General features: G+C 55.1%; 19 protein-coding genes. 8 read left to right on the top strand and 11 right to left on the bottom strand.

Annotated features, from left to right (window positions below; all coding sequences use genetic code 11):
• Window positions 1–150: 150 nt before the first annotated feature.
• Window positions 151–1,740, top strand: a complete 1,590-nt coding sequence (locus AC6IY8_RS18155) for a hypothetical protein (protein WP_497776160.1) — start codon at window positions 151–153, stop codon at window positions 1,738–1,740.
• Window positions 1,741–1,763: 23 nt separating this feature from the next.
• On the opposite strand, the gene AC6IY8_RS18150 is transcribed toward AC6IY8_RS18155, so the two are convergent.
• Window positions 1,764–2,381, bottom strand: coding sequence for a hypothetical protein (locus AC6IY8_RS18150; protein ID WP_497776158.1), 618 nt, complete (start codon window positions 2,379–2,381; stop codon window positions 1,764–1,766).
• Window positions 2,382–2,903: 522 nt separating this feature from the next.
• Between AC6IY8_RS18150 and AC6IY8_RS18145 the strand changes: the two genes are divergently transcribed.
• From AC6IY8_RS18145 to AC6IY8_RS18130, 4 genes are read left to right on the top strand one after another with little or no spacing between them, the layout of a single operon-like run.
• Complete coding sequence (locus AC6IY8_RS18145) at window positions 2,904–3,461, top strand: pilus assembly FimT family protein (RefSeq protein WP_497776157.1); 558 nt, start codon at window positions 2,904–2,906, stop codon at window positions 3,459–3,461.
• Window positions 3,436–4,041: a type IV pilus modification PilV family protein gene (locus tag AC6IY8_RS18140; RefSeq protein WP_497776156.1), complete on the top strand. Its 606-nt coding sequence runs from the start codon at window positions 3,436–3,438 to the stop codon at window positions 4,039–4,041. Before AC6IY8_RS18145 ends, AC6IY8_RS18140 begins: the two co-directional genes overlap by 26 nt.
• Entirely contained in the window at window positions 4,038–5,315 is a 1,278-nt protein-coding gene (locus AC6IY8_RS18135) for a PilW family protein (RefSeq protein ID WP_497776155.1), read from the top strand. Before AC6IY8_RS18140 ends, AC6IY8_RS18135 begins: the two co-directional genes overlap by 4 nt.
• Before the next feature lie 24 nt (window positions 5,316–5,339).
• Window positions 5,340–7,286 (top strand): hypothetical protein, encoded by a 1,947-nt coding sequence (locus tag AC6IY8_RS18130; RefSeq protein ID WP_497776154.1) that lies wholly within the window; start codon window positions 5,340–5,342, stop codon window positions 7,284–7,286.
• Between the two features lie 468 nt (window positions 7,287–7,754).
• Here AC6IY8_RS18130 and AC6IY8_RS18125 read toward each other — a convergent pair whose 3' ends face one another.
• The 5 genes from AC6IY8_RS18125 to AC6IY8_RS18105 form a co-directional block, all read right to left on the bottom strand.
• On the bottom strand, window positions 7,755–8,048 hold the full coding sequence (locus AC6IY8_RS18125; protein WP_497776153.1) for a hypothetical protein: 294 nt from the start codon (window positions 8,046–8,048) through the stop codon (window positions 7,755–7,757).
• Between the two features lie 719 nt (window positions 8,049–8,767).
• Window positions 8,768–9,544 carry a hypothetical protein gene (locus AC6IY8_RS18120; protein WP_497776152.1) on the bottom strand — a complete coding sequence of 259 codons (777 nt, stop codon included), beginning with the start codon at window positions 9,542–9,544 and terminating at the stop codon, window positions 8,768–8,770.
• Window positions 9,541–10,140 (bottom strand): hypothetical protein, encoded by a 600-nt coding sequence (locus tag AC6IY8_RS18115; RefSeq protein ID WP_497776150.1) that lies wholly within the window; start codon window positions 10,138–10,140, stop codon window positions 9,541–9,543. The genes AC6IY8_RS18120 and AC6IY8_RS18115 overlap by 4 nt, the downstream gene beginning before the upstream one ends.
• Complete coding sequence (locus tag AC6IY8_RS18110) at window positions 10,137–10,577, bottom strand: hypothetical protein (RefSeq protein ID WP_497776149.1); 441 nt, start codon at window positions 10,575–10,577, stop codon at window positions 10,137–10,139. The genes AC6IY8_RS18115 and AC6IY8_RS18110 overlap by 4 nt, the downstream gene beginning before the upstream one ends.
• Window positions 10,577–10,879 carry a hypothetical protein gene (locus tag AC6IY8_RS18105; protein WP_497776148.1) on the bottom strand — a complete coding sequence of 101 codons (303 nt, stop codon included), beginning with the start codon at window positions 10,877–10,879 and terminating at the stop codon, window positions 10,577–10,579. The genes AC6IY8_RS18110 and AC6IY8_RS18105 overlap by 1 nt, the downstream gene beginning before the upstream one ends.
• A gap of 311 nt (window positions 10,880–11,190) precedes the next feature.
• Between AC6IY8_RS18105 and AC6IY8_RS18100 the strand changes: the two genes are divergently transcribed.
• Window positions 11,191–12,363 carry a hypothetical protein gene (locus tag AC6IY8_RS18100; protein WP_497776147.1) on the top strand — a complete coding sequence of 391 codons (1,173 nt, stop codon included), beginning with the start codon at window positions 11,191–11,193 and terminating at the stop codon, window positions 12,361–12,363.
• Window positions 12,364–12,499: 136 nt separating this feature from the next.
• On the opposite strand, the gene AC6IY8_RS18095 is transcribed toward AC6IY8_RS18100, so the two are convergent.
• From AC6IY8_RS18095 to AC6IY8_RS18075, 5 genes are all read right to left on the bottom strand, one after another.
• Entirely contained in the window at window positions 12,500–15,928 is a 3,429-nt protein-coding gene (locus tag AC6IY8_RS18095) for a hypothetical protein (RefSeq protein ID WP_497776146.1), read from the bottom strand.
• Window positions 15,925–16,308: a Het-E N-terminal domain-containing protein gene (locus AC6IY8_RS18090; protein WP_497776145.1), complete on the bottom strand. Its 384-nt coding sequence runs from the start codon at window positions 16,306–16,308 to the stop codon at window positions 15,925–15,927. Before AC6IY8_RS18090 ends, AC6IY8_RS18095 begins: the two co-directional genes overlap by 4 nt.
• A gap of 334 nt (window positions 16,309–16,642) precedes the next feature.
• Window positions 16,643–17,503 (bottom strand): ArdC-like ssDNA-binding domain-containing protein, encoded by an 861-nt coding sequence (locus tag AC6IY8_RS18085; RefSeq protein ID WP_497776144.1) that lies wholly within the window; start codon window positions 17,501–17,503, stop codon window positions 16,643–16,645.
• Window positions 17,504–17,769: 266 nt separating this feature from the next.
• Entirely contained in the window at window positions 17,770–18,078 is a 309-nt protein-coding gene (locus tag AC6IY8_RS18080) for a hypothetical protein (RefSeq protein WP_497776143.1), read from the bottom strand.
• A gap of 111 nt (window positions 18,079–18,189) precedes the next feature.
• Complete coding sequence (locus AC6IY8_RS18075; RefSeq protein ID WP_497778646.1) at window positions 18,190–18,306, bottom strand: helix-turn-helix domain-containing protein; 117 nt, start codon at window positions 18,304–18,306, stop codon at window positions 18,190–18,192.
• A gap of 870 nt (window positions 18,307–19,176) precedes the next feature.
• On the opposite strand from AC6IY8_RS18075, the gene AC6IY8_RS18070 reads away from it, so the two are divergent.
• Both AC6IY8_RS18070 and AC6IY8_RS18065 read left to right on the top strand, forming a co-directional pair.
• Complete coding sequence (locus AC6IY8_RS18070; RefSeq protein ID WP_497776142.1) at window positions 19,177–19,446, top strand: hypothetical protein; 270 nt, start codon at window positions 19,177–19,179, stop codon at window positions 19,444–19,446.
• A 129-nt stretch (window positions 19,447–19,575) separates the two neighbouring features.
• Window positions 19,576–19,848 carry a hypothetical protein gene (locus AC6IY8_RS18065; RefSeq protein WP_497776140.1) on the top strand — a complete coding sequence of 91 codons (273 nt, stop codon included), beginning with the start codon at window positions 19,576–19,578 and terminating at the stop codon, window positions 19,846–19,848.
• The last annotated feature ends 41 nt before the right edge of the window (window positions 19,849–19,889 follow it).

Genomic DNA, 19,889 nt, shown 5'->3' with positions numbered 1-19,889 from the left:
GGTCGAATGGTTACAACGCCCCACAGCTCGATTGCGGGATGGCAGATGCTGCAACCCTTGGCGCTATTTCTCATGCTGACGGTTCTGGCAGGCTTGCCTTTACCCGTTGTGGCCCAATCCATATGGGCACAAGGGGGCACGTCTACGCTTATGAGCGCCTCAGGTTTCCAACTCGATTACAAGTGGACGCCAGTGCAGGGATGGCTTGGTGCGGGATTTTCCGATGGCGCGGTCATTGGCGGCTATATGGGCGCGCATTATCATAATTACGACATCGGACTTGGCGATCGGTATCAGCCTATTAATCTCGAAACCGACATCTTCGATGGAAGCCGGTACTTTGCCGGGCGTGGCATCTATCTTTCGCGACGTGGTGAACGCCAGTCGTGGACGGCGTTCGCAGGCGCAACCGCCGGGGAGCGCTCCTACAACTTCTTCCGTGCTTTTGACACCGAGCAATCGACTGCTGCTTTCTTTTATTCGCGCCAGTTCGCGAAGCTTGCCGTGAGCTCATTCACAATTATGCAAAACGAGGCTACCTCGATCCACTCTCTGCAGTACAGCGTCACCCCAGATTTCAAGCTCAGCATTGGCGGCGGTATTGGTCACAACAGCCCGTACTTTTCTGCTGGAGCCCAGTACACCTCGCGCAAATTCCTTGCTGCGGCAAGCTACAGCGCGATGGGACACTCATTTCAGCGAATCGGCGGTGTTCCGGCCAATGCACCAGAGCACGTGGGAAGCAACGTACGATTTCGTTATCAGCCGCTTCGCCGGCTAGGGTTCTCACTCTCGCATGAGAACTTGTTCTCGCCCGTTCTAAAGAACGGCGAGGAACAACGAACCGTCAGCATGGACGCTGTGAGCGTATTTACAGCCATTAAAGGTTTCAATTTTTCCGCATCGGCCTCCAATAGCAAGTCTGGGAGCATCGAGTCGCGCACACAGGACTTCACCGTTTCGCGCGATATTACAACGGGCGTCGCGGCCTCCGGATCTCTTATGCGGATGACCTTGAACTCTGAAACAACCAACATTTACATTGGCAACCTGCGGGAAAAGATCTCGCCTAGGCTGTCACTGAATCAGGGCATCTCAAGACAGGGGACCACGAACAATCTCACCTTTGGGGGGAGATTCCTTTCCAACCGAGTCATACTTGGTCTCCAGCATGACATGGTGTACTCCACGTTAGCCGGCGGTTTCGGTGGGCGTTCCTCCTTGCATATCTGGACCGTAAATTTGAACGTACCGCTCTCTCATGGAATTAGTGTTCATACTGATTCTATGGTCGATCCAACAGGGAAGGTTCGCTATACTGCCTGGGCAGACGGGATTGGTATGGGAAGGAACGCAGAGGACGCAGATGCACGTCCAACGCAAGCCATTCCAGCATTCTCCAAGTTCGTGGTCAAGGGAGTGGTACAGGACACGCAGGGGAACCCGGTCTGGGGTATCAGCGTGCATGTCGATGGTCAGAATGCGTACTCGGATAGTGCTGGCCGTTTTTTCCTGCGATTTCGTCGAGGCGAGCAGTATCCGGTGGCAATCATCCCAGAGCAGTCGCTTAACTCTCAGCTGTACCGTATCGTGCGCTCTCCGGTCTCCGTTTTGGCGGAGACAGAGGACCTCGCGCCGACTATCGTCATCATCGTGGAGCGTAATACCCGTCCGGTACCGCAAAAACACAAGCGCTCAGAACTCGAGCTATCAGACGCGCCCGTCAAGGGGGCACTGTAGTGGCCAAGGGGTTGAATCTGCTATCAGAACTGCCTAACTTCAAGGACTAATACGCCGCTGTAGATTGACTTGCTCAGATTGGGATGGCCTACAGTATCAACTTGCAGTTCGAGGTTGTCCGTACGGGTACGCCGAGAATTTGTGCGATCGATGCTCTCACTGAATAGCCGCATGCTGCCGCCCGGGGGACCACCCAAGTTGGATTGATCAAAGCAGTTGAACGCCCCGCCATTCAATCGACCTTTCACATCCGAAGCAGCGACCGCTGTACCGTCTTCACTGGAAAGCGCCCGCAAACGGTCAGAGAAATAGCCGATCAACTCAACCGAGCGAACTTCGTGTGGATTGACATTCCACGTCGTCGATATTGGAAAGACAAGGGTCTTTCCGCCGGGATCATCAGGGTCAAACAAATTGAAACGGAGTGGAATGTTCTTCACGTTAATGCTGAGAGAACCTTGCACCACCGCCAATATTCTGACTGTCCGCGCTCTCGATAGCGGGTTACTGGTTGCCTGCGCCACGAGGTGGGTGCTCTGTAGAAGAAGAAAGAAACATAACATTGCTCCTGCTACTGTCCGCATCCACGGTCCCACAGAGTATGCCTGTGATGACTCCCGATCGTGAACCAACTGAGTCATGCATCCTCCGGACAGTTGGATGTGTTATCGGCATATCGGGGAGGGAACATTAATTGAAATGGGACGAAATGGGAATCTTGTCCTAGTGGGTACCGCTGCACCGTTGCGCACAAATTGTGCCGCAAGCCGGTCGGTCGTTACGAAGGTACTCACCCTATAGGTTCCCAATCAGAATAGATTCGAATGCAGGAGTGAGTACAACGCGGCAATATCTGCTAATGTGAGCAGTTGAATCATTGGGTTTCCTCGTAGTGCGACCCGCAATCAGCGAAGACGGGCGAATAAGCTGAGGGATGAGTGTGCTACATGAGTGAGAACAGAAACCATGAGTTCGGACAGAAGTTGCAAAAGTCTGAGATGTCAGGCTTTACCGTGCTCGGACAGTGCAGAAGTGAACGTGGCAGGAATGATTCAATGTTGGATCAGGCGTGCGTGTATGGGGAGTCAAAAACATCCACGGGCGGAGAGGACTTTTCCCGCCAGCATTTGCATAATCATACTTTAGCTAGCACTCGACCTTCTGTGAGGGGGAATGAAATCACGGAAAAGAAGTTCCGGCGCTTCGGCGGGTGCGACCGCCGTTATTCTGCGCGTGTCTCCGAAACACAGAATAGGTCCCACGGTTTCAGCCTGCCAGAACTCCTGATTGTATCGCTTGTCGCCACGATTCTCACTGCCATCGCAGTCCCCATCGTAAATAGTGCCATGGCCAACATGCGCATGAGTTCTACGGTGAGCGCCATCACGGCCGGAATTTCACAAACGCGCCAACGGGCCATTATGAACAGCCAGGTATACACCTTTGTGCTGACGACGCCTGGCAATGTGTATGCAGTAGCGAACGTGGCCACAAATTATCCCGATCCCCCCATACCCCTGCCGAGCCAAGCCATCGTCATCAACGGTGGTGCAAACGCGACCTACACATTCACGCTTTGCCCTAATGGCACAGTCTACGGCGCTGGGGGAGTTTGCCCCAGCAACAATGGGCCACCAGTGCTAACAGCCACTTATCAAGGAAGACAGATCAAGATCAATGTTTCGAGCGTGGGGAATGTCACGACGACGAATGTCCATTAACGACAAGTCGCGCGCCAGCGGTTTCACATTGGCTGAGGTTATTGTGTCTATGGCGATATTGACGGTCGGCTTAGTGGGTATTGCGGCGTTGATCAGCAGCACGCTGGCTTCGGGTACCCAGGCAAGATATATGAACATGGCCAACATTTTGGCTTCGGATAAGCTAGATAGCCTGAACAAATGGCCATCGAGTGACCCTAACGTTGCACCGGGAGGCGCGCTCAGCGGACCAGCCACATGTGCTGCTGGGGACGATTACTGCGACCAAATAACCCTGTCCGAGACGTCGGGCGCTAATTACGAAACCCAAACGCAAATGGTAAATGGGGCGCCCGTCACCACCACGATTGTCCACACCAACACCGGATGCGTGGACACACCGGCAAACTGCGGCGTGCCCAATTCAGACAACAGCGGCTCAAAATTTACTCGCAGGTGGCTGATTACGCCCGATCCTACCATCACTTCTTCTTCTGGTACCACGACGACTGTGACCGGAGCAAGGCGAGTCACTGTTGTGGTTTCTCTTCAGAGCACCCGGAGCCCTGTCACATTCCAAATGAGCATGGTGCGGCCATGACGGTAATCGCAACTGCCGTTCACAACCACGGGAAGCTGGCTCGGCACACTCGCCGCGCGATGCGGGGGTTTTCGCTAGTGGAACTCCTTGTTGCCATGGCCGCCTTTCTGATCGTATCCGGTGTTGCATTTCTGCTATTCAATAAGCACGTGACCGTGGCCACACGCCAGCAGAATCTTTCAGGGGTAAACATTGGACTTCGCAACGCGATGTCACAACTGCAAATGGACCTCGCTGGTGCGGGGGAGAATCTACTCAGTAGTGTGCCAAGCGCCGCTCCGTTTTCCCTTGGCGTAATTATTAACAACAACGTTCCGGGTACGGGACCTACCTGTGCCCCCAACACTGCGGATTGGTCCTATCCTGCACCGAGCGCCTGCTTCGACTCGCTGACAATAATCAAGGCCAAACCATCATGCCCCGTTCTGGACATCGATGACCCGGGACACAGCCAAGTGAGCTTGAGCACAAGCTCCATCATTTGGGGGAACGACCCGAACAACCCTGGCGACGACACAACCCTTGCAAATGACGCCCCTTGTTTTAAGAAAGGGGACGAACTGCTGGTCGTTCAGCTTCCAACCAGCGGACAGCAACAGGTCCAATGCGACAACGGCCCATTCAACTACTGCATGGCGCTTATCACGCTCACGAAGGACGCGCAGGTATCTGGCAGCAAAATCCAGCTCCAGCACAACCCGACCGGAGCAAGCAGCGATCCCTTGGGAATCATCTTCAGTGCGTCGGGTGGGACCAACTTCACGAAGGCGAACGCCCTGGCCCAAGGTTTTAGCAACGGCGCGTACATAATTGACCTCGGCGACGGCACGAATGACATCACATATGCCGTTCTACCCAATCCTGCAAACCCCAGCGACCCTCAATTGCTGCGCTGCGCTGGGACATCGTGCAACGGAACAAACGGGCAAACGCTCACCGATCAGGTGATCGGATTCAAAGTCGGTGCGAGTCTCTGGGACAATGCGCAGAATGGCGCAACCGATATCGCGAACTACTTCTACAACGCCGCCAATTATTGCAGCGAAGCGATCGCTGGTGCCGACTGCACCACCACGCCGCCGCCTGCGAATGATCCATACGACTTTACGTTGCTCCGTTCAGTGCGGATTTCGATGATCGGGCGTACGGTTCCCAATAGCGACCTCTCGCTTCGCGGCTTTGCGAACGGCTTCGACGGCGGACCATACTTGGTTCAGCCAACTTCCGTGGTTGTGAACCTTCGCAACATGAGTAACCCGGACTCCACAAACTGAATCGGAGCGATTTGAGGTGAGGACATGAAACCACGTCAGAGAAAACTCTCCAGCGTTTGCAGTCGGCGACTTAGCGGCTTGGGCGGCGGCCAGAGATCGCAGGAGCGTGGTGTGGCGCTTCTCATCACACTGAGCCTGCTCGCTCTGCTCGGTGCTGCCAGCCTTGCCATGGTGCTCCTGGTTTCCTCCGATACGATGATCAACGGCTATTACCGTAATTACCGTGGATCCTTCTATGCCGCCGATTCGGGTGTCAATGTCGTCGTGGAAGCGATGAAGAATGCCATACAAAATGCCGCCAGTGATGCTACGAATCCTCCTCTTCCAGTCGGGGCAATCCCGGCAACCGTAAGCAGTGCCTATGCACCCTATCTAGCTGGTTATTACACTGTCAGCGACACAGGCTCCTGGAAGGAGCAATTCCTGATGGTTGCGAACCCCAGTGGGGCACCAGTCTTGGGCGTCCCCACGGTTACTCAGGCGTCGAACCCTCTTGACGCTCAGAGTCCTGCCAATGGCGATTACATTTGGACATTTACCTATCCTTATACCGTTACTGTCAAAGGGAAGTCTTACCTCGGGACAGAAGAAATCACGGAAACGGGAACGCTCATCTACACCAGTATTACCGGCACTGCTGCCGCTGGCGGGGGAACGAAATTCTCTAGATGGGGCGCCTTCATTAGCGACTTCGCGCCATGCCAGGGCGCGCTTGTGCCGGGAACCATCACGGGACCGATGTTTACGAATGGCCAATGGAACTTCGGAAACTACAGCAACCCCGGCTATACCTTCACCGACACTGTAGGTCAGGTGGGATCCAACGCAAGCTGGATAAAGAATGGCCAATGCACAAATTCCGCCACTGCGCCGAATGGATTCAAGCAGCCGGTTTTTCAAAATGGTTTTCAATTAAGTCAGAATCAGATTCAACCGCCGTCGAACAGCTATAACCAGGCCCAGGCGGTTCTGGACGGGAAGGGCATTCCGCCTTGCACGTCGTCCCCCTGTGCCTCTGATCCTCCGCCAAGCCAAGCTCAAATGAATCAAGAACTGAAAACGATTAACGGAAGTTCCTACCCTAGCTCAGGGTCGGCTTCGACCGGCGTCTACATTCCTTGGTACACGAACTCGAGTGGTCAGAAAGTGTATGGAAGTAACCCTGCTAACGGTGGCGATGGTTCGGGAGGGGGTTTCTATATTAACGGTAACGCCTCGATCAATCTCAGCGCCACTACAGGAGGAGATGGTACTTCAAACGCAACGCAGACCTACACGATCACGCAGAGCGGCACGACTACCACGATTGTGGTGGACAATACGGCCGGCAAAACTACTGTAATATCAGGCGGCACCACCTTGACACTTCAGGGTGCTCCTACACAATTGGACCCGAATACAGGCCAGCTCATAACGCAGATGGACCCGTCCGGAAGCGTCGTGAATCCCACCCTGGTTTATGTCAATGGCCAAATCACGGGACTGAATGGGACGGTTCAGAACAACACCGGCATAACAGTCGCAGCATCGGGCAATGTTAGCATCACGGGTGACCTGACCTATGCGCAGTCACCCGTCAACATTCCCTCCGACACATTGAATACTTCGACCAACGCTGGAGTACTAGGGATCTTCACCACCGGAAATATCAACCTGTATCCGAATTCAAGCGGATCCAACAAGAACAACTTGACGGTGGACGCAAGCCTGGCTGCGATTGGCAGCGGTACCAGTGGTTTTGAAACTCCGGGAAACGGTATCAACACATGGACGATAGTTGGCGGGCGCAGTGAAGACCAAGCTCACTCCGTGAACATCAGTACCGCAAACACCTACTACGACAAGCGCTTTGCTGGGAATTTTGGGCCGCCATGGTTTCCTACGTCCGTGCCGCAACCTGGACAAAACGCAATTCCTGCATCCCAAGGAATCACAGTAAAACGAAGCTCGTGGCAAGAAATCAGACAATAAGCAGCATCCCCCTGCCTGCTTTTGGGATACGGCCCTACTGTCTTCCTGCGATCGGCGGGTCTGAGACGACAAGAATGCATGTTCCGCTAGTGCTTGTAAGCGTACGAGCAAGGCACCGTTTTGTTTCGAGCAGTTGTGATGCAGTCGGGCATGAGCGAAGAACTTGTTGTTGTTCTGGTTGTATGTCCACGTCATAGTTTCGCAGAGATTCGGTAGTTAGTGCAGGAGTTTGTTGGCTGCGGCTTGAGACAGAGCGAGTTCTGTCGTCGTCTGCGTGGAGTAATGCTGACAACTCAATCTCGCTGGACGAAGGTTTGGGCAGAGTACTTTCAGGAAGATCCGAAGTACTCGGCGTTCGGACACACAATCTCCTGGCTGCGGAAGACTGCTTTCAACCAACTCATGACCCAAATCGGGTCCTCAGTCAGTGCGGGGTGGGTGTCCAGAATCTTTCGCACTTTCTCTGAATCAGCTTGGAACGAGAACGCGCACGTTCCTGCCAGTCTTTCCCACGTTGCGGTTTTTCTGGTAGACGCGAACACTCGAGGCCGGACGTCTGTCGACTACTGCGAAGCTGTCAAAGATCTCGTTGGACGCGAAAAGGGTCTTATCGACGAGCGACAGCGCTCCCCCGTGATACACGGGAGACAAGGAGTGGATGCGCAACAGTTCCGCCAGTGTGCGGGCATCGATCCGATCGCTCTTATTGCCAGACTGCAGCAGTTTGTTCCAGCGCGGATCGCAGACCACGACTTCTGCCACTCTTCGGGCCAGCAGGTCGTAGAGCCACGCCGAGTGGTTGCACTCTTAGAAGGTGACATGCAGCGTGCCTCGGATTCCCCCGCAGAAAATCGATGATCGCAGCTGCGCGCGTTGCCAGTACCGGACTGCATCATCAACGTGCCGTCACTCTCCAGCACGGCGGCCCGAGATTGTGTCCCGGTGAACATTGAGTCCGATGTTCGGAAGCTGTCCATCTGAGTGCTCCTTCTTTACTCTCCGGTGCTCCTGGAGAACAGAGAAGCGGACGCTTGTGATAGCTGACAACAGCCCGCAGCGAGAGTGGCTGTTAAGGATGACTGTAGGGAGCCGATCTGTGCGCGCCGCGCAACGGTCGCAGATCCTTGACGGCTACCGCAGCGAAGGGTATGAATCGGGTCTATCCTGAGTCCGTCGCTCGTACCGTAAACGTTCCAACCGAGGGCGGGAGCGACCCTTTTGTATTGGGTCGCTCCCGCCCATGATTTGTTCTGTAGTTGACCCTGCTCTTTCGCACATCATCTTTGATTGCAGGGCGATTATCAGTGCTGGGGTAGAGGTGGAGTCGCAGCAGTGATGCGAGGCACGTGTGCTAGCCAGCCTCTTCCCGTCATTCGCACGATGTAAGCTCGAACAAGCTCGCCCCCCATCCGAGCTTGTTCGAAATCTATTCGAAGCTTGTCCGAGTTTCATTCGAAGAGCATTCGAATTCTGTTCGAAGTTCACAATGTCGCCCTCCGGTACTTCATGCTCCAGAGCGGGTAGTCGTACTCAAGCAGATGCCCACGGATCGTCACCCAACTTCCGGAGAAACGCCGGTTGAACTCATACTCGGCGCCGTCGAAGTTCCGCGGCGTGTCGGCAACGTAGACAATCTCGGCGTGCGGCAACGAGTGCAGAAGATTGCGGTGTTGTCCGAGCCATCTCTCGAACGATGAGAGCGACCGCTGACCTTCGTCCACAAAAGCAAAGCTCACGAGAGGGAAGCGGGTGCTCCGCTCGGTGACGGCAATTGGCATCCGGTCGGGAAAGTAGCGAACGCTGCTCGACGTTTGATCGCCACGTCTTGGCAAGATTGTCTCCGGCAGCCTCAGCCTGTCACGGAAGAACCCGACCTTCGCCGCTTCACTTTCCAGAAATTTCTGAGCTGGATGGTCAAGGACGTAGTCAAGCTGCATCAGCCGGAGCTTGATCTCCCGGTCCGACTTTTCGCGGCGGTTCTGGGAGTCCGGTTGAGCCATCAGCCGATAAAGCAGCTTTGCCTTGAGATGGTAGACGTGCCGCCCGGTCGCGTACTCGATGGGACGGAGGTGCTCGCGCTCGACGGCCTTCTGGAGGAAGCGCTGCACCATCGCTCCGTCGTCCCGTTCGATGAAGTAAAGGTACTGCCGCCGGAGGCAGTACCCTGAGTGAATGGCGACCAGATACAGGAACGCTGCCTCGCGCTCTGTGTATCCGAGTCTCTCGATGTCCGGAACTGGATCGTAACCGGAGCTCATAGATCGAGAATCCGGTCGAGCAGGTGGTGATCGCCTTCGGCTCGGGCGGAGATGGTGGAGTGATCGGAACTGGTTGCGTAGAGATGGAATCCAGCTTGCACCTTCGAGCGAAGATGTCCGGGATGGTAGGCGGCGGTGACAACCTCGATGTCGCTGAAGGCGGTGCGGCTCCCCTGGTCGAGGTCATACTCAATCCGCGCATCGGGAATCTGAATCTGCTGGTCCACGAACGGGAGCTGTTGCTGCTCGGCCACCTCCTGCTTGATCGAATCGATCTCGCGGTCCGGTTCCGACTTGCGCAGCCGGTAGATCGCCTTCTGCACCTCGGCCTTCAGCTCGAAGTCGAGCCGGACGCGGAGATGCTCACCGCCCTGGGCGCGAATCTTTTCTGCTTCCTTGCGATAAGCACGATAGATCTGAGTGTCGTGCTCGACCTCGCGCGGCTTCACCAGTCCGTGATAGAGACGTTGTCCGGGTTCAATCTGGTTGGCAACTCGGGCTGCGCGTTCGCCATGCTCGGTGAGCGAGACAACTTCGAAGCGTTCGACTGGCCTCGCCCGACCATCGCGGCGGGCGTTGACGATATCGAGCCTCACCAGTCCTTGTCTCTGGAGATACCGAAGATCGCTGCGTGCAGATCGCTGCGTGCCGCTCGCTCGTCGCCGCCGTAAATGGTCTGGACAACATCTTTGAGTGCGAGCACGCGGAAGCGTCCGGCTTCGGCCAACGTCAACCTCTCTTCCGGGTGCAATCGGACGTGCAGTAACGGAGACAGTGACAGGTGATTGCGGTTGCGGACGTGCCGCTCGCCTGGCTCCCGATTCAACTCAGGGCTGGGAGCAATCTTGCGTTCATACTGGCGGTGGGGAATCTCGGGAAAGTTCCTCTGGCTGGCCTGCTCGCAGAGCCGCTCCAGTCTCCGTTCGAGCGGCCCCGGCTCCAGCAGTGGTTCTGATTGTTGAGGCGGTTCCGGCGGTCGCTCTCTGCGTATGCTTCGGAGGTCCTCGAAGTCCTCGGGAATGGAGACCTGCATTACGCCTCCTCATCGGAAGAATCATTCTCGGCTGGCTTTGTCGCTGTCTCCTCGGAATATGCCGGAAAATCTTCGTCGTCATAGCGCAGATCGGTGCGCTGACCATGGACAATCCGAACCTCGTACTCGGACAGCTTTCCAAACTTCCGCATCTCACGCTCCGCCGCTTCGCGGGCGGCGCGCACACGTGCCACGAGGTCATCCTCGTAGAACGGCAGTGTTTGCTGTCGGCTCTCTGTTCCCTTGGCTTTGTTGTTGTTCGGTTCTTCGGGAGCTGGTGACTGGCTGGTGCTGATCTTCATGGCTCTGCCTCCGCCGGAAGCTTACGAGCCAATCAATCAAGGGAATCATGCTGTTTCAGACGCGACTATTCCGCTAGGGAATGGAGAGCGGCGTTTGGGGCCGATGGACCTAGGCGCGGAATCGAGAGCGTAGTCTAGAACTACTTCCTCATCTCTGGAGGTGAGCAAAAGCGAGCTGGTCTTGCCGACGCTCGCTTTCGTGGACCCTGGCCGACTTGTAGGGATTAATCCTTTGTCGCCTCTCCAAAGCAGAGTAGAATTCTCCTCGAATTGCCCACCCAAGAAGCCTGTTGCAGCGGAGGAGTGTCTTCATGGCTGAAAGTGATAACGGAGAGCAAACATCAGGTGCCGCCGTGCTCGACCCCGAACCTAACACTACGGCGACTTCGCCTGTCAAGAAAGGCAAGAAGAGAGCCAAGGTGAGGAAGAAACGGACTACTACGAAGAAGGACGTCGCCTCAGGGGTGGCTAGGGGTGGCACCGCCCGGGTGAAGTACCCCAAACACTCCATTCTTGGCTGCATTAGAATCCCGCAAGCGATCATCGATCAGAACGCGGGTGAGGCCTGCACCGACCGGGAAGGCGCAGGTTTCGCCAAGATAGGTTGGTCGGGTGAGATCGGCGTTGAAATCAGCTCTGCAATCAAGTATGGCTTACTGGAGCGTCCCTCTCCGGGCCATATCAGCCCCACAGATCTTACTCGCAAGATTGTGCGTCCCCAAGACCCAAAGGACAAACTCGGCGCGTTGCGGCAGGCAGCGATGAATGCTCCGGTCATCTCTGAGGTCTACACGAAATATCGCAGCGAGAACCTTCCAGATACCGAGTTTCTTGTCAACACCTTGGTTGATTCATTCAACGTTCCACGTGAACAGGTTGATGAATTCATCAAGGTATTCATGGCGACACTCAATGATGCACAGCTTCTGGAAGAACTCAGCAATGGCAAGTTCCGCGTCTTGGACGTTTCATCTCCGAGCGAAACTAGCACCCCGACCGGTGTGGAGCAAATTAAGAAACTCTCGAAGGGAGTAACGGTAGCTGCTGACGACGTGTGTTTCGTCATGATGCCTTTCATGAACCCCATCGGCGGGTACTACGAACACATCTATAAGCCTGCGATCGAAAAGGCCAAGCTGAAAGCCGACCGTGCTGATGCGGAGATCTATGGCACGGGGAAGATCATCGACCAGATATGGAAGGGCATTACTTCTGCCCGAGTACTGTTGGCTGAGTTGACAAATCGCAACGCCAACGTTCTTTATGAACTTGGCCTTGCTCACGCGCTACATAAGCCTGTCGTACTCGTGTGCTCCAAGGCGAATGAGGAGGACGTCCCCTTTGATCTCCGTCATGTGCGCGTTATCTACTACGACAAAGACGATCCATTTTGGGGAACTAAACTGATTGAAAAGATTGCCGAAAGTGTTCTCTCAGTTATGCAGGACCCGAAGGACGCGGTGTTGTTTCCCGACAGGAAATGAAGTCTGGGAACTTTCGTGGTTCGCACTCGCGAATTTACCGCCGATCAGTCCCGAAAAACGCCGATCCAGTCGGAGACCGGGAGCACACGAGGGGATGTGGAATCCCGAACGCTAGCCGACTGTTCATTACCGAACTCTAATCGCTTTGTGTCATTGCACAACCGGAGAGGATCTCCCGATATTCGTCAGAAAGCTTGAGGTCGAGTGATTCGGAGACGGCAAGTAGAATTCTACCGAGATGAACCTCCTCTGCAGCTTCCTTGATCCTCTTTGCGGTGTATCGAGGGAGACGAAACATATAGGCACTTCGAGCAATGCGTGCAAGCCACATCTGTGCGATAGAGGAGCATACAGTTCTCCCTAGGTTGCCTAGATGTCGATAGAAGCCACTGATCCATTGGGCGATATTACCCTGCGCAAGCCATAACTCTCGCGGCGATGAATTGCCGGCAATTACGGCCGCGTAGGTCCAGAGAACTTGGCGTTCTCTCCGATGCTGCACCGACCATTCGAGATTTGTTTCACGGAATGCGGAGATTGGAAAAGCACTTTCAGTTCCGTGCTCCAGAGCGTCAATCGCGATCTCCCACATCAGCGGATCGCCGACTGATTCATGTTGGCTCCGGCAAATGTCGAGAACCGAAAGAACTGCTTCTCTTGTAAACGCAGAATTCTGCTCAGCACCCGCTGCTATATCGATGAGCACAGGAATAAGACCAACATTGATCGGAGCAAAGTGCGAAAAATCATCACTCAAGGAATCGGGTTCGGAGGTACCTTCTCGCTGGCGTTCAATTCGCACCTCCTCGGAAAGTTCCAAGGGCTGTCTTGATGCGAAGCCGCGTGCTGCACGAATCGCATGCTCGAGCGCGAGCGTATACCGCTTTTTTTGAATATCGAATGGAATCGCCTGCGTTAGAAAGTGCTCTGCCGAAGTATTGTTGGAGGCAGTCGCACCTAGTTCCGCTGCTTCAATCGCCCACTCATAGGCTTCTTTGGCCTTTCCCAAGCCATCGGCAAATCGAGCCATTGCTCCCGCTTGCAGGAAGACGATACCTTCTGAGTAGCGGTCGGATAAATCTCTGAGATCCCCGATAAACATACCGAGAGCCGGTTCAGTCACGCTCGCAGAGCGAGGGTTAGGGCGACCAAATCCGCCGGAGTAGTAGGCGGTGTGGTTTGCAACCAACATAAAGAAATGCTTCCACCGTTTAGACTTGTGTCTGTTCTTCAAAACCTCCTGTACAACAGTTGACCACTCGCGATAGAGAGCGTCGATTCGCCGTGTCTTGTAGTAGTAGGTCGCCAACTCCCCTTTCGCCTCCAAGTGGTTCAGGTCGCTTAGGTATTCGTTCTCTGAACTCAGAGAAACGGCAAACTCAAACGGGATCTCCGTAGGCGCTCCTTGTCGGAACAACATCTCCCCGTATCGAATCGCGTTCTGGAAACGATACAGAGCGAGCCGGGGCTCCTGGAATGAATAGGCTCTCGTTAGCCAAACCGGAGCTAAATCCCAACGCTCCATATCGATTAGCCAAGTGGCAGTTCCTGCAGCTACAAGAAAAGCTGCGGTTGCAAATCGCTCATTCTCCGAATAGAAGTGCTCGCCGTCGGACAACGCTTCGGCGATGTTCCCGGTATGAACGATACGGATGGCCTGCCTGGCACGAAGAATGCAGGCTGCGATCAGTGGAGCATTCCAGTTCACTATCAGTCGGTCGCTCCGATCCAGGAATTGGAGAAGGTCCGGCCAATTGCGTTCCGATGGCTCCTTGAGTTGCTCCTGCATCCAAAGCCTATCAAACATGAACATGGCGGAATCGGCCGCATATTCCGTCTGCATCATGTATTCGATCTGCTCTGGTAAAAGCTTGCTTACTTCCTTCAGCCATTGTCCCACTCCATCTACTCCTTTAATCTTCATGGCGGCAGCCCAAAAGATCTCGATAGGCGAATGGCCACCGATTGTTTTTCGAAGTTCTGGGGGTAGATGCTTTTCGTTGCTCGCAGCGAGTGAGATAAAGGGTAGAGACCGGGCCGGTTCCTGATCCACGAGGTGAAAGGCGACCATCGTGCACGCTGTGAAAACGCCGATATGCTCAATCGCCTCTTTGGCAGAGGCGACCAAAGCAGTCATATCGGCCAGCGCATAGCTATAGTCTTGCTTTCTCCTAACAGCGTTAGCCACTTGCAATGCCCTGATGAATAACCGCAAGCTATGTCCGATTGCTGTCGGCAATGGCAAATCATTCCAGAGTGCCATCAAAAGGCCCGCATCGGCGTTCACTGGTTCTTCCATCAAGCCTTGAAGTGCCTGGATCAGAATAATTGCAGCCTCGTTGTACCGCTCTGCTTGGGTGAGGTGAGTGATTGCTTCAGCAGCAGAGTATTGGTTGATCGAATGATCCCTCAGAATCCAATATGCCGCCAAAGAATGAACCGCGATAACCGTGGAGCGGTCGAGATTCTTTTGCCCCATGCCATTGAGCAGCGGTGACGTCCGCCAGCGATCAGGGGTGGCATGGTGAAGCCATGTGCCAACGACCCCCTGAAACACCTCTAGAGGCTTCGTCACCGACGGCATGATTCCGGCAATCGCGAGCGCTTCGGCTTCTGAAAACGCGCGAACGAGGAGGGTCAATCGATAAAGTAGCTCGCGAGCATCATCGGATTCAGTTGCGCAGAGGAGACGTTGGGTACCAGCGCGCAAGTCCGACAAGTAATTTGAGTCGAGCAATTCGCCCATCGCAGCGCTGTCGAGCTTCCAGTTCCTCCGCGACAAACTACGCAGGATAGCTTCCACCAAATCCGGCATCCCATAGGTGAGTCCCCAGACAAGATTGTTGATACCAGATCGTACGACGACATCCGGAGCCCCGTACAGCGATAGGAGCTCGCGCACTTCCTCTTCCGAGAATCGCCCCACCTCGACCTCGGGAACTAGTCGTTCTAATGGATTCGGCAGCGGGTGAATAGCTGAGAGAATGACAAAATAGTCTCTTGTTTTAGCGCCCGAAATGATCTGGCCTAGCCGGGCAAGAAACCCGGTATCGCGCACAGCTTGACTCACGTTTTCTATTACCAGCACGGACGCCGCCGGAACCGAGTCATACAGCGAAACAGAAACTGCGCGGGAGACAGACACTCCCGAGAGGTTTTGTAGAAAAAGCTCAAGCGCAAGCGAAGGGGGAAGCTGAGTGTTTGCTTCCAAGTCAAGCCAGAATACCCGTTGGAGGTTTTCCGTGTAACTTCTTGCGAGTTCGGATCGTCCTGAACCGGTATCACCCTTAAGCACAGCAACGTGCTCGGACTCAAGTACTTGCTTGAGTCGCCCCAATAGCTCCTTCCGCCCAAGCGGAAGGTCGGGTGCGATGGGAGGGCCGGAAATAAGCTGGGGGACAGCGACAGAGAGGCGATTCAGACCAAGCGGCATGGCGGCCGAAAAAGCTTGGATCATATCGCTCATGCTGGGGCCATAATAGACAATAGCTGTCGCGCCCTCGCTCGCTTGGGCGATACCTGTGCCACTGGCCCACTGCCCGGACCGCTTAAAATCGTCGCTCACTTATCGTTGTGGATCATGGTTACTTTCGCCGTACTACTCCGGTCAGCTTGGGCTATCCCGGTCCCATGCGCGACCTGACTTCCTGTGGTGCCCTGCAGACTCCTGACTATTTCCGCGAGTTCGATGGCTCGACTCGAAAGCTCATGATCCTCGGCGGCGCCAGATTCGGAGAGTTCTTCCTCCAATACCTTCGCCCGACCTTCGGAAGTGGGCTTCTCCTCCACCTTCTTAAGTGCATCAACAACGTCGCTTTTCTCCCCAAAGCGGCTTACCAAAGTGGCCTTCAGCCTATCGTATCCGTCAGAGAGGGCCTTCTTTGTAACGTCTTTGGTTCCATCCAGTGCGCCAGCACCAATCGCACCGAGGATCGCTCCCAGCAATGTACTATCCACCATATCCCTCCATTCGACGTATTACACATTTTACCCGGACACCGTATTACGATTTTCTCCGACCGTGCGCTCTGGAACAAATTGAAATGGGGCCATTCCTTCGATCCGCCGAGATCCCTCGATACCCCCGCTTGGTGAAGCTCGTGTTTGATTATGTCCCGCTGATTGCCGATCTGCGAGTACCATCCCTCAGGATTCGTCCTCATAAACGCCGATCTGAACGGCGACATTTCGGGGAGCAAGTCGCCGGGAGTTTGCGGATTCGTGTCTGGGAAGTGCACGGAAATATTTCCGTTACACTCCCCCGAGACCTTCCCTTGCTCTATGCGGCCTGGGAGGGGGCCTGCGCAGGTTGGATCGCGGCCAGAATCTGTGAAGCTGTCCGCTGGATGATTTCGAGGCTCTCGAGCAACAGTTCCGCGTCGCCTCGGTAGAGCTGGATGTAGTCAGCGCTACTTGTTGGATTCAGCCCGATTGCCTTTGACACGACAAAGGCCACCGCCTCGGCTTCCAGTTCGCGTACCGTCTTTGTCGTGGCTGCACGACGCTCTGCCTTGTGCAAGAACTCATGCGCCGTCTCATGAACCAGCGTTGCGAATTCCTCCGGCTTGGTTTGTCCTGGCAACAAGACAATTCTGCCGCCATAGGAAACACCCTGCGCGGGAGCAATGCTTTCGTCATATTCCAGCGCGATTCCCGCTCCCGAGACAAGCTCCCGAAGGTGGTCGAGCGATTCACCAACCTCGCCGGTGACTTCTCCCAGTGTCGGAAGGGGCTCGCCTTCCGTCTGCGAGATGTCCCAGACATAGACCCGGCGAAAACCGACGACCGCCGATTTTGTGGACTCTTCCAATTCGCTTGTGTTCTTCGCGTCTCTGTGGCGCTTGATGATCATAGGTGCAAGAATCGCGATGCCTTTCTCGCCCCGTTTCACTCTGCGGCCAATCTGATTCCATGCAACGATTCCGGCTACCCGCGTGGCCTCCGGCTTTTGCGTCGCAATCATCAAGACGTTTCCGAAGGAATACTGCCGGAAAGCCCCCATGGCACTGAGGAATGCAGTGAGTGCCTCGCTGTGTCCGGCCTCAAGCTGCTGCACGAGTTCCTGCAGATTCTCGCGGATGACCTGCTGCTGAGAGGTGGAGCCGGAAGCTGTGGCGTTGCTGTTGTTTTCTACTTTCATTGTTTTTGCTCCTGATCGGCCCGTCTGGGGCGTTTTGTTCTTCGCCCGCAACCGCGGACAAAACGCCTCCAGAGGGACGACAGGAGGAACGACCGAGGGCGAGACAGAAGGGCCGAGAGGCTGGGCGCGGGCAAGTGACAAACACGGTTCATGGTTTGGCGCGCAGCCGCGCTGTCCCGAAGGTCCGGCCCGGAGCACTAGCGGAGGGGCTGTCTCGCCCGCAGGAGTGGAGAAACGAAGCGCGAAGCGCAGTCCGAGAAGCTAGCCTATTCACTTGGCCGCTGAGCATGGAACAGCATGGAATCACGAAGAGCGAGCACTGCCGGTTTTCGATTCTCAGCACGCCAGGCCAGGGCACATTCAACCTGTATCGACTCCGCAGGAGGTTTGTAGACCACGCCCTGGCGCTGGAAGCGCATCGCCGATCGCCGGATCAGGCCGATGCAACTGCGGACGGCAACTTGGTCGAGGAGTTCGGTGGCAAATTCGATCAAAGTATATAGTCGCGGCTGGTTGGCGAGAGCCGACAGTCCAATTGAGACGGGGGGCTCCTCCTGTTTTGCAAAGGTCTGCACGAGGGAGACTGTGCGTTGTCCCTGTTCCAGGGTGCGGCGTGCTTCCCTAACGAACAGTTGCCCGGCCTTGGTGATGGTTACGCTTCTGGTGCGGCGTTCGAAGAGTCTGGCTCAGAGGACGGGCTCAACCTCGTTCACTCTCCGCCAAAGTGCAGGTTGGGAGATATGGCAACGCATCGCGGCCCGAGTGAAGTTGCGTTCCTCGGCAACCGCCACCACAAACCGCATCCACCGCAACTCGATCTCCACCTGCACCCAAGCAACATAGGGCAGAAGCGAAGTCTCGATTTATAACTTTTTGAACCCATTTATTCCGAATAGACATGAATCCCCAGTGAGGCCCGGCGCTAAGGCATTGATTCAAGCGAGCGCTGATTCACGCATATATAGTGATGGGGGCAATCGGATCACAAGGAATGTCGTTCGCAGCCTCTAGATACAAGGCTTCAGTACTTATATACAAAAGAGATAGATCGGAAGAAATAGATATAAATCCTAAGGCCGGAATTTTCGGCCTTTGCTAAGACGGGCTCGTTTTTCGCAAGCTAGCGGGCCTCAACCTTCGTTCTTGCGGGTATTTTTCTCTTTTGCCCAGCGGGCACGGGCCGCTCGGCGTGCGTTCTCGCTTCTTTCTTCGGGTGTGAGGGAGGCCATCCGGGCTTTTCCGCCCTTGCTTCCGCCAGCTTTTCCACCCTTCTTGCCCATCTCCCGCATTACCTGCGAGATTAAGTCCTTTTTTCTCATTGGTCTCAGTATTTCATCAAAATAGTCCGCAGTCTCTCTTGACAGAGGTCATGCTAGATGGCATAAATGTTATGCTAAGAGCGCTTCTAGCATGAATCTAATGATGCTTTACGTTTAACAACGAGATCTGACTAACGGAACACGCCGGTGCGCAAACACCGAACGTGTTCCTAACCAGCGTCGCCTTTAAAGGAGGCAACGATGGCTGCCACTCAAATTATCGTCTCTCTGCGCAGGAAGCAATATCCTTTGCTGGCCTCGTCTCGCCCGCCGTGACCCTTTTCGACTTCCTAATAGGCTTCTTGTTTCGCTATTTCCAGCGCAAGTGTGCGCCGATGTTGGAGCGGTAAGTATATGACAGGCAATGAAAAGCAGCAAAAAGGAACAGAGAGATCAAGGTCGCGCGGAATAATTCGTTGCACCAGCGAGGTGCGCGGCAAGCAGGTGCGGTCCATATACGTAAGTGGGGTCGATCAGTTCAACGTCGTCAATATCGACTTCACCGATGGCACGGCTCTTACAGTCCAGATCATCCCCGCCGCCAGACTGAGAGTCGAGTTCAATGACTGGACCACCGGTGACGGCAAGCTGCTCAAACAGTGGCCAGTCATTACCACCCGCTGAAGAGGCGAACCTCATGGCGGACAAGACACACCTAAGAGATACCCGATTTCTGGGCGCTCTGGTGCCATGAAACGCAGGGAGAAGCTTCCTGAACGAACACGACTGGAGAGCATCGGCGAGGAGGATGCAATGGCAAAAGATGCAAAGAAGGAAACGGCCAAGTTTAGGCCAGGGACCCACGGCGGCTGCGAAGCCTTGCTCTACGAGTTCCGCGAGGGGTCGCCACCAGACTCTACGATCGGTGTGCGCCCGCCAGCAATACATTCACGCGTAACCCTGATTGCCGCTGAGAGCTTCGAGGAGGCCGTTGCCTATCTCCGTTTCGACTCGCCGGACTTCCGAGTTCAGGCCGTAACCTGCCTTGGCCTGATGGTTATGGTTTCCGGCTCGCCTGCAGACTGAGGCTTCTGAACACGCTCTCGGCGGTTCAGAACTGCAGACGT

The sequence above is a fragment of the Koromonas soli genome (assembly GCF_059726265.1).
Note: the sequence above shows the minus strand (reverse complement) of the source record. Positions and strands in the feature narration are given on the sequence as shown.

Bases quoted from the DNA above. Each gene is read 5' to 3' on its own strand.
- AC6IY8_RS18100 (WP_497776147.1), top strand. From the start codon at position 11,191: ATGGCTGAAAGTGATAACGGAGAGCAAACATCAGGTGCCGCCGTGCTC.
- AC6IY8_RS18070 (WP_497776142.1), top strand. From the start codon at position 19,177: ATGACAGGCAATGAAAAGCAGCAAAAAGGAACAGAGAGATCAAGGTCG.
- AC6IY8_RS18075 (WP_497778646.1), bottom strand. From the start codon at position 18,306: ATGCGGTTTGTGGTGGCGGTTGCCGAGGAACGCAACTTCACTCGGGCC.
- AC6IY8_RS18085 (WP_497776144.1), bottom strand. From the start codon at position 17,503: ATGAAAGTAGAAAACAACAGCAACGCCACAGCTTCCGGCTCCACCTCT.
- AC6IY8_RS18105 (WP_497776148.1), bottom strand. From the start codon at position 10,879: ATGAAGATCAGCACCAGCCAGTCACCAGCTCCCGAAGAACCGAACAAC.
- AC6IY8_RS18150 (WP_497776158.1), bottom strand. From the start codon at position 2,381: ATGACTCAGTTGGTTCACGATCGGGAGTCATCACAGGCATACTCTGTG.
- AC6IY8_RS18140 (WP_497776156.1), top strand. From the start codon at position 3,436: ATGTCACGACGACGAATGTCCATTAACGACAAGTCGCGCGCCAGCGGT.
- AC6IY8_RS18155 (WP_497776160.1), top strand. From the start codon at position 151: ATGAGCGCCTCAGGTTTCCAACTCGATTACAAGTGGACGCCAGTGCAG.
- AC6IY8_RS18130 (WP_497776154.1), top strand. From the start codon at position 5,340: ATGAAACCACGTCAGAGAAAACTCTCCAGCGTTTGCAGTCGGCGACTT.
- AC6IY8_RS18120 (WP_497776152.1), bottom strand. From the start codon at position 9,544: ATGAGCTCCGGTTACGATCCAGTTCCGGACATCGAGAGACTCGGATAC.
- AC6IY8_RS18065 (WP_497776140.1), top strand. From the start codon at position 19,576: ATGGCAAAAGATGCAAAGAAGGAAACGGCCAAGTTTAGGCCAGGGACC.
- AC6IY8_RS18110 (WP_497776149.1), bottom strand. From the start codon at position 10,577: ATGCAGGTCTCCATTCCCGAGGACTTCGAGGACCTCCGAAGCATACGC.
- AC6IY8_RS18135 (WP_497776155.1), top strand. From the start codon at position 4,038: ATGACGGTAATCGCAACTGCCGTTCACAACCACGGGAAGCTGGCTCGG.